This is a genomic window from Pigmentiphaga sp. NML030171, assembly GCF_002188635.1.
GTDB classification, from domain to species: domain Bacteria; phylum Pseudomonadota; class Gammaproteobacteria; order Burkholderiales; family Burkholderiaceae_B; genus Pigmentiphaga; species Pigmentiphaga daeguensis.
On sequence record NZ_NINX01000003.1, the window covers coordinates 74,075 to 85,425 of the forward strand.

General features: G+C 69.0%; 13 protein-coding genes and 1 pseudogene. 12 read left to right on the plus strand and 2 right to left on the minus strand.

From position 1 onward, the window contains the following. Positions 1 to 13: 13 nt before the first annotated feature. The 4 genes from CDO46_RS00475 (at position 14) to CDO46_RS00490 (ending at position 3,548) form a co-directional block, all read left to right on the plus strand. Positions 14 to 1,225, plus strand: a complete 1,212-nt coding sequence (locus CDO46_RS00475; protein WP_087836613.1) for an amino acid ABC transporter substrate-binding protein — start codon at positions 14 to 16, stop codon at positions 1,223 to 1,225. Continuing rightward, positions 1,222 to 2,247 (plus strand): acetamidase/formamidase family protein, encoded by a 1,026-nt coding sequence (locus CDO46_RS00480; protein ID WP_176400621.1) that lies wholly within the window; start codon positions 1,222 to 1,224, stop codon positions 2,245 to 2,247. The genes CDO46_RS00475 and CDO46_RS00480 overlap by 4 nt, the downstream gene beginning before the upstream one ends. Before the next feature lie 31 nt (positions 2,248 to 2,278). Next, a complete protein-coding gene (locus CDO46_RS00485; protein WP_087836615.1) occupies positions 2,279 to 3,040 on the plus strand; it encodes an SDR family NAD(P)-dependent oxidoreductase in 762 nt (253 codons plus the stop codon). Positions 3,041 to 3,110: 70 nt separating this feature from the next. Next, positions 3,111 to 3,548 carry a hypothetical protein gene (locus CDO46_RS00490; RefSeq protein WP_087836616.1) on the plus strand — a complete coding sequence of 146 codons (438 nt, stop codon included), beginning with the start codon at positions 3,111 to 3,113 and terminating at the stop codon, positions 3,546 to 3,548. Between the two features lie 42 nt (positions 3,549 to 3,590). Here CDO46_RS00490 and CDO46_RS00495 read toward each other — a convergent pair whose 3' ends face one another. Then, positions 3,591 to 4,604 (minus strand): LysR family transcriptional regulator, encoded by a 1,014-nt coding sequence (locus tag CDO46_RS00495; protein WP_087836617.1) that lies wholly within the window; start codon positions 4,602 to 4,604, stop codon positions 3,591 to 3,593. 149 nt (positions 4,605 to 4,753) lie between these two features. Here CDO46_RS00495 and CDO46_RS00500 point away from each other — a divergent pair, with 149 nt between their 5' ends. The 8 genes from CDO46_RS00500 (at position 4,754) to CDO46_RS00535 (ending at position 11,141) form a co-directional block, all read left to right on the plus strand. Next, a complete protein-coding gene (locus tag CDO46_RS00500; RefSeq protein ID WP_254914532.1) occupies positions 4,754 to 5,269 on the plus strand; it encodes a DUF4863 family protein in 516 nt (171 codons plus the stop codon). 108 nt (positions 5,270 to 5,377) lie between these two features. After that, a complete protein-coding gene (locus tag CDO46_RS00505; RefSeq protein ID WP_254914533.1) occupies positions 5,378 to 6,505 on the plus strand; it encodes an ABC transporter substrate-binding protein in 1,128 nt (375 codons plus the stop codon). A 20-nt stretch (positions 6,506 to 6,525) separates the two neighbouring features. After that, positions 6,526 to 7,104 (plus strand): NADPH-dependent FMN reductase, encoded by a 579-nt coding sequence (locus CDO46_RS00510; RefSeq protein WP_087836620.1) that lies wholly within the window; start codon positions 6,526 to 6,528, stop codon positions 7,102 to 7,104. Then, complete coding sequence (locus tag CDO46_RS00515) at positions 7,101 to 8,015, plus strand: branched-chain amino acid ABC transporter permease (protein WP_087836621.1); 915 nt, start codon at positions 7,101 to 7,103, stop codon at positions 8,013 to 8,015. Before CDO46_RS00510 ends, CDO46_RS00515 begins: the two co-directional genes overlap by 4 nt. Positions 8,016 to 8,017: 2 nt before the next feature. Beyond that, positions 8,018 to 8,968 carry a branched-chain amino acid ABC transporter permease gene (locus tag CDO46_RS00520; protein WP_087836622.1) on the plus strand — a complete coding sequence of 317 codons (951 nt, stop codon included), beginning with the start codon at positions 8,018 to 8,020 and terminating at the stop codon, positions 8,966 to 8,968. Next, a complete protein-coding gene (locus CDO46_RS00525; protein WP_087836623.1) occupies positions 8,961 to 9,728 on the plus strand; it encodes an ABC transporter ATP-binding protein in 768 nt (255 codons plus the stop codon). The genes CDO46_RS00520 and CDO46_RS00525 overlap by 8 nt, the downstream gene beginning before the upstream one ends. Positions 9,729 to 9,744: 16 nt before the next feature. After that, positions 9,745 to 10,455 carry an ABC transporter ATP-binding protein gene (locus CDO46_RS00530; protein ID WP_087836624.1) on the plus strand — a complete coding sequence of 237 codons (711 nt, stop codon included), beginning with the start codon at positions 9,745 to 9,747 and terminating at the stop codon, positions 10,453 to 10,455. Between the two features lie 35 nt (positions 10,456 to 10,490). Continuing rightward, positions 10,491 to 11,141, plus strand: coding sequence for a flavin reductase family protein (locus tag CDO46_RS00535; protein WP_087836625.1), 651 nt, complete (start codon positions 10,491 to 10,493; stop codon positions 11,139 to 11,141). Positions 11,142 to 11,160: 19 nt separating this feature from the next. On the opposite strand, the pseudogene CDO46_RS28225 reads toward CDO46_RS00535, so the two are convergent. Then, positions 11,161 to 11,351: pseudogene (locus CDO46_RS28225) on the minus strand (sulfite exporter TauE/SafE family protein); the annotation flags it as partial.

Below are 11,351 nucleotides of genomic sequence, written 5' to 3' on the forward strand. Positions count from 1 at the left end.
AGGAGACGACATCATGCAACGCAGGCAATTCGCGACCTTGCTCGCGGCGGCGGCCGCCACCGCGCTGGCGGCGCCGGCACTGGGCCAGTCCAAGGCCCCGGCCGAGATCCGCATCGGCTACGCCATTTCCAAGACCGGCGCCTACGCCGGCGGGGCCAGCACCACGGTGCTGCCCAACTACCAGATGTGGGCGGCCGACGTGCAGCAGGCCGGCGGCATCGAGATTGGCGGCAAGCGCGTGCCGGTCAGGTTCTTCGAGTACGACGACCGCAGCAACTCGGAAGAGGCCGTGCGCGCGGTGGAACGGCTCATCAACCAGGACAAGGTGGACTTCATCCTGCCGCCCTGGGGCACGGCCATGAACCTGGCGGTGGCTCCCATCCTGCACAAGCACAACTACCCCCACCTCGCCACCACGATGATCTCGGACCATATTCCGCAATTGCGCGAACGCTGGTCCAATCTGTTCTTCTTCACGCTTACCTCCACGGACTACGCCAACGGCGTGGTGGACGTGCTGACGCGGCTGCGCGAGGAAGGCAAGATCAAGGGCAAGGTCGCCATCGTCAACGTGGCCGACCAGTTCGGCCTGGAGCTGTCGAAGGCCGCGCGCGAGGGCCTGAAGAAGGCGAAGTTCGACATCGTCTACGACCAGAGCTACCCCCTGGGTTCGCAGGAGCTGCAGACCATCCTGAACGAGGTGCGCCGGCGCGAGCCGGAGGCCTTCCTGGCCTTCAGCTATCCACCCGACACCATGGCGCTGAACGACCAGGCCAAGGTCGTGGGCTTCAACCCCAAGGTGTTCTACACCGCGATCGGCACGGTGTTCCCGATGTTCAAGAACCGCTTCGGCGCCAATGCCGACGGCGTCATGGGCCTGGGCGGCGTCAGCGCCGAACTGCCCGTCACCCGCGACTACCGCGAGCGGCACCTTGCCATGTTCAAGCAGGAGGCGGACTACAACGGCAGCGCCGTCACCTACGCCACCCTGCAGATCCTGCAGCAGGCCATCACACGCGCGGGCTCCATCGACCGCAAGGCCGTGTCCGAGCAGATCCGCACCGGCAGCTTCGAGACCGTGCTGGGCCCCGTCAAGCTGACCAACCGCCTGTGGGCCGAGGCGTCCAGCGTGGGGCAATGGCAAGGCGGCGTGTTCCAGCCCATCTCGCCCAAGACCGCCATCGGCGTCAAGCCCGCCGTCTTTCCCAAGCCCGAATGGAAATGACGGCAGGGAACATGGTGGCCGATCATGTGCTGCGCTGCGGTCCCGGCACGGTGGTGTGGGGCTTCCTGGGGCCGGACGTGCCGCCCGCGCTGCGCATACGTCCGGGCGACACGGTACGCATCGACACGGTGAACGCCGTGGGCGTGCCGCTGCCGCCCGACGAGGCGCTGGCCTTCTTCACCCATCATGGCCTGCCCCTGGAGGGGCCGGTGGCCGAGATGCTGGAGATCATGCGCACCGTGCCCAAGGACGTCGGCCCGCACATCCTGACCGGCCCGGTCAGCGTGGAAGGCGCCGAGCCTGGCGACGTGCTGGCGGTGGAGATCCTGGCCGTGGCGCCGCGCGAGCCCGCGTACGGCGTCAACTTCGCCCGCCCCGGCGCGGGCGCGCTGCCGGGACTCCTGAAGGAACCGCGGCTCAAGCTGATGCGCCATGACGTGGCGGGCGGCGTCGCCCGCTTCGACGAACGCATCGCCATCCCGCTGGCACCGTTCATGGGCACCATGGGCGTGGCGCCCACCCGCAAGGTGTCCTCGATCCCGCCCGGCCCCTTCGGCGGCAATCTGGACCTGAAGGATCTGCGGCCGGGGGCGGTGCTGTACCTGCCCGTGCAGGTCGCGGGCGCGGATTTCTTCGTCGGCGACGGGCACGCGGCGCAGGGCCACGGCGAGGTCAACCTGACCGGGCTCGAGACCTCGATGACCGGCGTCTTCCGCTTCGCGCTGCACAAGGCCCGCGGCCTGCGCTGGCCCATGGCCGAGACCGACGAGCACTACATCGCCATGGGGCTGGACGAAGACCTGGACGCCGCCGCCGAGCTGGCTGTCTTACAGGCGGTGGCGGTACTGCGGCATTTCGGTGAATTGCCCGATGCCGATGCCTACGCGCTGGCCAGCCTGGCCGTGGATTTCGAAATCACCCAGCTGGTCGACGGCGTCAAGGGCGTCCACGGCCGCATCCCCAAGCGGCTGCTGGCCGCCTGCCCGCGCGCAACGGGCCGCCGGTGGGGCCCGCTGCCCTGAACGCCTTCCTCCTTTTCACCGGACACGACTCATGAACATGAAAGACCAGGTCTGCATCGTCACCGGCGGTGCCGGCAGCCTCGGGCTGCACAGCGCGCTGGCCATGCTGGAACAGGGTGCGCGCGTCCTGCTGGTGGACCGGCACGCCGACGCGCTGGAAGCCGCCCGCGCCCAGGCGGCCGGCCACGGCGATCGGGTGGCGACCTTCGCCGGCGACGCCACCGACCCGGGGCAGGCCCGCGCCTACGTCGACGACGCGCTGCGGCGCTGGGGGCGGCTGGACGTGCTGGTCTGCAATGCCGGCATCAACGGCGCCATCCGGCCCATCGCCGACTACCCCGACGACGTGTTCGACGCGGTCATGGCCGTCAACGTCAAGGGCACCTTTCTGGCTTGCAAGCATGCCCTGCCCCGCATGGCCGACGGCGGCAGCATCGTCATCGTCTCCAGCGTCATGGGCGTGACGGCCGACCCCGGCGTGTGCGCCTACGCCACCTCCAAGCACGCGCTGATCGGCCTGATGCGCGTGGCCGCCAAGGAAGCCGCCGGCCGCGGCATACGCGTCAACGTCGTCGCTCCCGGCCCCATCGCCAACGACTTCCAGGCGGACATCGAACGCCGGCTGGGCGAGGTGCTGGGCCTGGACGCCACCCGGATGCTGGACGAGGCCATTCCGCTGGGCCGCCACGCGCGTGTCGAGGAAATCGCGCAGACGGTGCTGTTCCTGGCTTCGCCGCAAGGCAGCTTTTCCACCGGCAGCGTCTTCATGGCCGACGGCGGCATGCACATCTGATGCGGTGTTTGCCTCAAGTCCCGGGTAGCGGGGCCGTTAATCCGGCCATGCTCCATCCGAACCCGATGCCATGCCGCCCGTAACGCCCATTTCCGCTTCGCTGTCGAACTCGCACCTGCGGCTGTCGGGCGACATGAATGGTCAGGCGAACGCCCCTGCGGCCGATGCCTCGGCCGTCCTGCGGGGCCTGGGCGCGCCGGCCGGCGAAAAGGCGAAGGCCAAGGCCGCCGAGGCGGACAGCGGCGACAGCAGCGATTCCTTCGCGGTGAAGGCGCTGAAGAAGCGCATCAAGGAGCTGCAGAAGCAACTGGCGCAGGCCCAGGCGGAAATGGAGCGCGTGCGCGCCAGTTCGATGTCGGCCGAAGCCAAGGCTCGGGCCATGGCCTCCGCGCAGTCACGCATCAACAGCCTGGCCGGCGCGCTGCAGACGGCGATGTCCGAGCTGGCCAAGGAACTCGAGCGGTCCGGCTCCGGCGCCGCCGGCTCGCTGGTGGATACGCGGGCCTGAAGCCTAGGGCCTGCTCCCGCTGCAACGAGGCCCGCACAGGCCCTAACAGCGGTCGGCGCCCCGGCCGGCCGCCTCCACCGACGTCAGCGCGGCGCCGACGGCGCCCTGCCCGTTCCCCGCTGGCGGCAGACCGCCGGCCGGCCCCGGCCATGGCGTCCTGTCGCGCATGGCCGGATCGGCCCTGAGCAGTTCGGCGATGAACTCGATGACGACGCGCGTGCGCAGCGGCAGGTTGCGGCGCGACGGATAGACGATGTAGAGCGGCAGGCGAGCCGGCGGGAACTCCGGCAATAGCGAGACCAGCCGCCCCGCGTCCAGGTCGTCGGCCACCATCAGGTGCGACAGGATGGCGATGCCGTTGCCGCCCAGCACGGCCTGGTGCACGGCCGATGCATTGTTCGCCCGCAGCCGGCACGGCACGTTCACCGAGAACTGCCCCTCGGCGGCCTCGAACCACCAGGTATCGTCCTTGCCCCAGCGGCTGTAGACCACGCACTCGTGGTGGCGCAGGTCCTGGGGCGACCGGGGCGCGGTCCGGCCGGCCAGGTAGGACGGCGCGGCCACCAGGAAGGCCGAAGTCATGCCCACCCGCCGCGAGATCAGCGAACTGTCGTCGATGGGCCCCAGGCGCACTTCCAGGTCCAGGCCGTCCTCGATCAGGTTGCTGGTGCTGTCGCGCACCACCATGTCCAGGCTCAGGCCGGGATGGCTGTCGAGCAGGTCGCGCACGTGGTTGCAGATGTGCAGGGCCAGCGGCGCGGGCAGGCTGAGCCGGACCTTGCCGGTGGGCCGGGCCTGGTCCGGACTGGCGGACACGCTCAGGCTCTCGGCGGCCTCGACCAGGCTGCGGGCGGCGGGCAGCAGGTTGCGCCCTTCCTCGGTCAGCACCACGCCGGTCGTGCTGCGCTGGACCAGCCGCATGCCGACGTGTTCTTCCAGCGCGCGCACCTGCCGGGAAACGGCGGGCTGGGTGACGCCGCGTTCGTTGGCGACCACCGAGAACGAGCCGGTTTCCGCGACGCGCAGGAAAGCGAGGAGCGAGGAAATCAGGTCCATGGCGAGCTTTCCAGGATACGCCTGCGGCGGGCCGCGCTTCCATACTTTTTCTACGAACGATTATACGGTCGGCGCTCCTAGTGCCGCGGGTCGATAGTGCCTAGCATTCGCTCGACATGAAGGTGGACCCACACGTACAGGTAGCATCGATGAACACGCAATCGGAATTGCCCACCGGCCCCAGCAAGGCCGAGATGATGCAGGCGGTCAGGGAACTGCTGGACTTCATCGGCCGCCGCCCGCTCGGCCCCGAGCTGGAAGCGGCCTTGAACGAGCGCTACGGCGCGCACACCGAAGGCTATGCCCGCCTGCTGGCGCTGCTACGCCGCGGCATAGGCGAAGGCTGGTCCTGCTATGCGGAGATAGACGGTCCGGACTACCGGCGAGGGCGGATCGCGCATGCCTCGCCCGACACGGATGGATTCACGGTGGAAAGCGGCTGCCTGCGCAACGTGCCGGGCCACTACCACCGGCACCCGCTGGGCGAGATCAACATGATCGGCCCCGTGGACGAGACCGGCCGCTTCTGCGGCGCAGGCGCGGGCTGGAAGGTCTTTCCGCCCGACAGCTCGCACTTCCCGACCGTCACGGGCGGCATGGTCACCATGCTGTTCTTCCTGCCCGGCGGCCAGATCGAATACAGGAACCCGCCGTCGGCGGCCTGAACGGCGCCTTTCTTGCAGCACCCCGGTTCCCATCTCAACGTTCCACATCCAGGGGTATCCATCATGCACGTCAAATGGCTCGCATTGCCGCTCGCAATGCTGTTGGGAATGTCCGCCCACGCCGCGGACAAGGTGAAGATAGGTTTCATCAGCACGCTGTCGGGGCCGCTGGCGGCGCTGGGAACGGAAATCCGGGACGGGTTCCGGCTCGGCCTGGACGAGACCGGCAACCGGATGGGCGGCCTGCCCGTCGAGGTGGTCGAGGGCGACGACCAGGCCAATCCCGGCATCGGCAAACAGCTGGCCGACAAGTTCATCAAGCGCGACAAGGTCGACTTCATGACCGGCGTGGTGTATTCGAACGTGATGATGGCGGTGGGCGCCCCCACCTTCGCGGCCCGGACGTTCTACATCAGCGCCGCGGCGGGCCCGGCCTCGCTGGCCGGCGCGCAGTGCAACCCGTACTTCTTCGGGCTGGCCTGGCAGAACGACGGGCAGAGCGAGGCCATGGGCCGCCACATGAGCGACAAGGGCTACCAGCGCGTGGTCATCATGGCGCCCAACTACACGGGCGGCAAGGAAAACCTGGAAGGCTTCAAGCGCACCTTCAAGGGCACCGTGGCCGACGAGATCTACGTCAAGCTGGGCGAACTGGACTTCGCCTCCGAGATCGCCAGGATCCGCGCCCAGAAACCCGATGCGCTGTTCTTCTTCCTGCCGGGCGGCATGGGCATCAACTTCATCAAGCAGTTCCAGGCCGCGGGACTGGCGCGCGAGGTGCCGTACTTCGTGCCAGGCTATTCCGCCGACGAGGACACCATCCAGGCATTGGGCGACGCGATGGTGGGACTGCAGAATTCGTCGCACTGGGCATGGGACCTGGACAATGCCGCCAACCGCAACTTCGTCGCGCGCTTCCAGCAGCGCTACGGCCGGCTGCCGTCGATGTACGCCTTCCAGGGCTATGACGTGGTGCGCCTGCTGGACCGCGCGGTGGCCGACGTGAAGGGGAAGATCGAGGACAAGCGCGCGCTGCACGACGCCATCGCCGCGGCGCGCTTTGAGTCCGTGCGAGGCCCCTTCAAGTTCAACACCAACCAGTTCCCGATCAACGACTTCTATTTGCGCGTGGTGCAGAAGGACGAGTCCGGCCGCGTCACCAACAAGACGATCGGCAAGATCATGACGGCGCATACCGACAGCTATGCCGGCGCCTGCAAGATGAAGAACCCCTGACAGAATCACGAGGATCAATCATGGCAGCTCCCAAGATACTTGCTTTCGCCGGCAGCTCGCGCGGCGCGTCGCTGAACAAGCTGCTGCTGGCGGTGGCGGCCGACGGCGCCCGCGCGGCCGGCGCCGAGGTCACGCAGGTCGACCTGCGCGACTACCCCATGCCGATCTACGACGGCGACGACGAAATGCAGTCCGGCGTACCCGACAACGCGCTGGTCCTGCGCAGCCTCATCGCCGGCCACGACGGCCTGCTGGTGGCCACCCCCGAGTACAACGGATCGGTCACCGCCCTGCTCAAGAACGCGCTGGACTGGTGCTCGCGCCCGATCAACGGCGAGGACGGCCTGCTGCCCTACCGGGGCAAGACGGTGGCGCTGCTGGCGGCCTCGATGAGCCCCTTCGGCGGCATACGCTCGGTCACCCACGCGCGCGGCATCTTCAACAAGATGGGCGCGATCGTGCTGCCCGACGAAGTGCTGCTGCCGCAGGCCCAGCACGCCTTCGACGCCGGCGGCAACCTGCTGAACGAAACCGCGCGCCAGCTTGCCCGTCAACTGGGGGCGGCGCTGGCCGCGAAGGCAAGGCGAGGCGGCTCATGAGCACGGTCATCGAGTCCGCGCTGAACGGCGTCCAGTTCGGCCTGATGCTGTTCCTGCTGGCCGCCGGGCTGACGCTGGTGTTCGGCATCATGGACATGATCAACCTGGCCCACGGTTCGCTGTACATGTTCGGCGCCTACCTGACCGCCGCGCTGGTCGAGCCCACCGGGTCGTTCCTGCTGGCGATGCTGGTGGCGATGCTGGCCACGGCGGCCATCGGCATGCTGCTGGAGATGACCGTGCTGCGCACGCTGTACCAGCGCGATCACCTGTCGCAGGTGCTGGCGACGTTCGCGCTGATCCTGATCGGCAACGAAGTCGTGCGCATGATCTGGAGCCCGCAGCCGCGCCGGCTGGCGCTGCCCGAACTGTTCTCGGGCCCGGTCGACCTGGGGGCCGGCATCCAGTATCCGTCCTATCGCCTGCTGGTGATAGGCGTGGGCCTGGCGGTGGCCCTGCTGCTGTACCTGGTGGTGGCGCGCACGCGCGTCGGCATGTGGGTGCGGGCGGGTGCCTCCAACCGCGAGATGGCGACCGTCATGGGCGTGGACATCAGGCGCCTGTTCACGCTGGTGTTCGGCCTGGGCGCGCTGCTGTGCGCCGTGGCCGGCGCGTTGCTGGGGCCGCTGCTGTCGGTCCAGGTGGGCATGGGCGAGAGCATCCTGATCCTGGCTTTCGTGGTGGTCGTGATCGGCGGCATCGGCTCGATCCGCGGCGCGCTGGCCGGCTCGCTGATGGTGGGCATGGTCGATACCGTCGGCCGCACGCTGGTGCCCGACGCGCTGGGCACGGTGTTCTCGCCCGCCGTCGCCTCGAACCTGGGACCGACGCTGGCGTCGATCCTGATCTATGTCCTGATGGCGGCCGTGCTGTTCTGGAAACCGCAGGGCCTGTTTCCTGCACGGGGGTAACCATGGCACCACTGGACCAAATCCTGGGCCGGCGGACCGGCGCCATCCTGCTGGCGCTGGCCGTGGCCTTTCCGCTGGGCGCGGACTGGCTGGGCCAGGGCTTCTACGTCGACCTGGCCGCGCGCATCATGATCTTCGCGCTGGCGGCGACCAGCCTGAACCTCGTCATGGGCTTCGGCGGCATGGTCTGTTTCGGCCACGCGGCCTTCCTGGGCATAGGCGCCTACACGGTGGCCATCCTGATGGATGCCGGCGTGGACGCGGCCTGGATCGCCTGGCCGGCGGCGACGGCGGCGGCCGCGCTGGCGGCCTGGCTGATCGGCGTGGTCAGCCTGCGCACGCGCGGGGTGTACTTCATCATGATCACCCTGGCGTTCGCGCAGATGCTGTACTACGTGTTCGTGTCGCTGAACGCCTACGGCGGCGACGACGGCATGCCCCTGCCGACCCGTTCGGTTCTGCCGTTCGGCCTGGACGCCTCGTCCGACCTGACCTTCTATTACGTCGTGCTGGCCATCCTGGCCGTGGCCATGTGGTTGATGCAGCGCCTGGTCAACGCCCGCTTCGGCCGCGCGTTGCAGGCCATCCGCGAGAACGAGACACGCATGGAGGCCATCGGCTATCCGGTGTTCCGCATCAAGCTCGCGGCCTTCGTCATCGCCGGCGGGGCGGCGGGGCTGGCGGGCGCGCTGGTCGCGAACCAGGCCGGCATGGTCAGCCCCGGCCTGATGTACTGGACCCAGTCGGGCTCGCTGATGATCATGGTCATCCTGGGCGGGGTGGGCTATCTGTACGGCGGCGTGGTGGGCGCCGCGCTGCTGCTGGCGGCGGAAGAATACCTGTCGGGCCTGACCCTGTACTGGCAGCTGCCGCTGGGCATCCTGCTGCTGGCCGCGGTGCTGTACGCCCGCAACGGCGCGCTCAGCCTGGCCACGAGGTGGCGCCATGGCTGATTCCTGCAAGCTGCGCGTGGCGGGACTGGTCAAGCGGTTCGGCGGGCTGACGGCCACGGACCAGGCCAGCTTCGAGGTCAGGGCCGGCGAGATGCACGCCCTGATCGGCCCCAACGGCGCGGGCAAGACCACCCTGATTCACCAGATCTCCGGCGCGCTGCGGCCGGACGCCGGCCGGATCTGGCTGGATGGCGCCGACATCACCCAGCTCCCCATGCACCGGCGCGTGCGCCTGGGGCTGGCGCGCTCTTATCAGATCACCAGCGTGTTCAAGGCCTTCAGCGTGCTGGACAACGTGGCAATGGCGGTGCAGGCGCGCACCGGCGGCGCCGCCGGATGCTGGCGGCCGGTGCGGCGCGAGGCCGGCGTGTATGCGCAGGCCCGGCAGGCGCTCGACCGGGTCGGCCTGGCCGCCCGCGCGGATGCGCTTACGCACAGCCTGTCCCATGGGGAGCAGCGCAAGCTGGAGGTGGCCCTGGCGCTGGCCACGTCACCCAGCCTGCTGCTGCTGGACGAACCCATGGCCGGAATGGGGCCCGAGGAATCCGAAGCAATGGTGGAACTGCTGCTGGGCCTGCGCGGCGAGGTCACCATGCTGCTGGTCGAGCACGACATGCATGCCGTGTTCCGCCTGGCCGATCGCCTCTCGGTCCTGGTCTATGGACGCGTGATCGCCACCGGCTCGCCGGAAGCGATCCGCCGCAACGCCGACGTGTGCCGCGCCTACCTGGGCGACGAGGCCACCGTACGAGCGGCATGAAAACAGGAGACGCCCCATGGAACCGGTATTGGAAGTGAAAGGGCTGCAGGCCGCCTATGGCAGCAGCCAGGTGCTGTTCGACGTATCGCTGGACATCGGCGCGGGCACGATGCGCACCCTGCTGGGACGCAACGGCATGGGCAAGACCACCACGGTGCGGACGCTGCTGGGCCTGACGCCGTCGCGCGGCGGCGAGGTGCGCTTTCTGGGCCAGCGCATCGAGCGCCTGTCGCCGCACCGCATCGGCCGCCTGGGCATCGCGGTCGTCCCGGAGGGCCGGCAGATCTTCCCCAACCTGAGCGTGCGCGAGAACCTGACGGCCTTCGCCGCCAACCGCAGCCGCCAGGCCGAGCCCTGGACGCTGGACCGGATCTACGCCCTGTTTCCGCGCCTGCGCGAACGCGAGCGGAACATGGGCAACCAGTTGTCGGGCGGCGAGCAGCAGATGCTGGCCATCGGCCGCGCCTTGATGACCAACCCGCACCTGCTGATCCTGGACGAAGCCACCGAGGGCCTGGCGCCACTGATCCGGCAGGAGATCTGGGACTGCCTGGCCGCGCTGCGGCGCGCCGGGCAGACGCTGCTGGTGATCGACAAATACGTCGAGCGCCTGATCGGCATCGCGGATCGGCACACTATCATCGAACGCGGACGCGTGGCGTGGGAAGGCAGCTCGGGGGAACTCGGCGCCGACCCGGCCATCTGGCAGCGCTACGTGGGTCTGTGAACCCGCGCTTCGCACATGGCACCTGGAGTAATCGCATGAAACACGTATCGATGGCCGGACTGAGCGAGATGCAGCGCTACTGGCTGATCACCGGCAGCGTCGGGCCCCGGCCCATCGCGCTGGTCACCAGCCTGGATGCGGACAGCCTGTGCAATGCCGCGCCGTTCAGCGCCTTCAACTACATGGGCGAGGATCCGCCCCTATTCGCCATCGCCGTGGTCGCCTACGGACAGGAAAGCCACCGGCCGGGCGAGGCCAAGGACACGCTGCGCAACATCCGCGAACACGAGGAGTTCGTGGTGAACATGGTGGACGAGGCCATCGTCGACCAGGCGGTGCAGTGCGGCAGCGATTTTCCCGCGCACGTCTCGGAGGCCGAGGCGGTGGGCTTCACGCTGGCGCCCTGTACCGCCGTGCGGGTGCCGCGCATCGCCGAGGCGCCGATCTCGTGGGAATGCCGGCTGTTCCGCATCCTGGACATCTCGACCCAGCGGGCCATCGTCTTCGGCGAGATCCTGGCGATGAACTTCCGCGACGACCTGCTGGACGAACAGGCGCTGCGCGTGGACGTCGGGCGCTTCGCCCCGGTGGGCCGGCTGGGCGGGCCTAACTACTGCCTGACCCGCGAGCGGCGCCGCATCCCGGTGCCGACCTACATGCCGGCCACGGGGCAGCCGCGGGAGTGACACCGGGGCGGCCGCCGCGCTACCAGACGATGCAGAACCCCTGTTCCAGCAGCGCCGACGGCAGGGTAGTCGCACGCACCAGCCCCGCCATCCCGAACGCCGCGACCGCCACGCCGCCGGCGATGCGCCAGGCCGGCAGCCGCGCGCGGCGCCGCAGCCAGCCGGCGGCGCCGGACAGCGCGACCAGGTTGGGCAGCGTGCCGAGGTGTT

Coding starts and splice junctions, on each gene's coding strand:
- CDO46_RS00485 (WP_087836615.1), top strand. CDS start 2,279: ATGAACATGAAAGACCAGGTCTGCATCGTCACCGGCGGTGCCGGCAGC.
- CDO46_RS00505 (WP_254914533.1), top strand. CDS start 5,378: ATGTCCGCCCACGCCGCGGACAAGGTGAAGATAGGTTTCATCAGCACG.
- CDO46_RS00480 (WP_176400621.1), top strand. CDS start 1,222: ATGACGGCAGGGAACATGGTGGCCGATCATGTGCTGCGCTGCGGTCCC.
- CDO46_RS00495 (WP_087836617.1), bottom strand. CDS start 4,604: ATGGACCTGATTTCCTCGCTCCTCGCTTTCCTGCGCGTCGCGGAAACC.
- CDO46_RS00515 (WP_087836621.1), top strand. CDS start 7,101: ATGAGCACGGTCATCGAGTCCGCGCTGAACGGCGTCCAGTTCGGCCTG.
- CDO46_RS00475 (WP_087836613.1), top strand. CDS start 14: ATGCAACGCAGGCAATTCGCGACCTTGCTCGCGGCGGCGGCCGCCACC.
- CDO46_RS00530 (WP_087836624.1), top strand. CDS start 9,745: ATGGAACCGGTATTGGAAGTGAAAGGGCTGCAGGCCGCCTATGGCAGC.
- CDO46_RS00510 (WP_087836620.1), top strand. CDS start 6,526: ATGGCAGCTCCCAAGATACTTGCTTTCGCCGGCAGCTCGCGCGGCGCG.
- CDO46_RS00500 (WP_254914532.1), top strand. CDS start 4,754: ATGAACACGCAATCGGAATTGCCCACCGGCCCCAGCAAGGCCGAGATG.
- CDO46_RS00490 (WP_087836616.1), top strand. CDS start 3,111: ATGCCGCCCGTAACGCCCATTTCCGCTTCGCTGTCGAACTCGCACCTG.
- CDO46_RS00525 (WP_087836623.1), top strand. CDS start 8,961: ATGGCTGATTCCTGCAAGCTGCGCGTGGCGGGACTGGTCAAGCGGTTC.
- CDO46_RS00520 (WP_087836622.1), top strand. CDS start 8,018: ATGGCACCACTGGACCAAATCCTGGGCCGGCGGACCGGCGCCATCCTG.
- CDO46_RS00535 (WP_087836625.1), top strand. CDS start 10,491: ATGAAACACGTATCGATGGCCGGACTGAGCGAGATGCAGCGCTACTGG.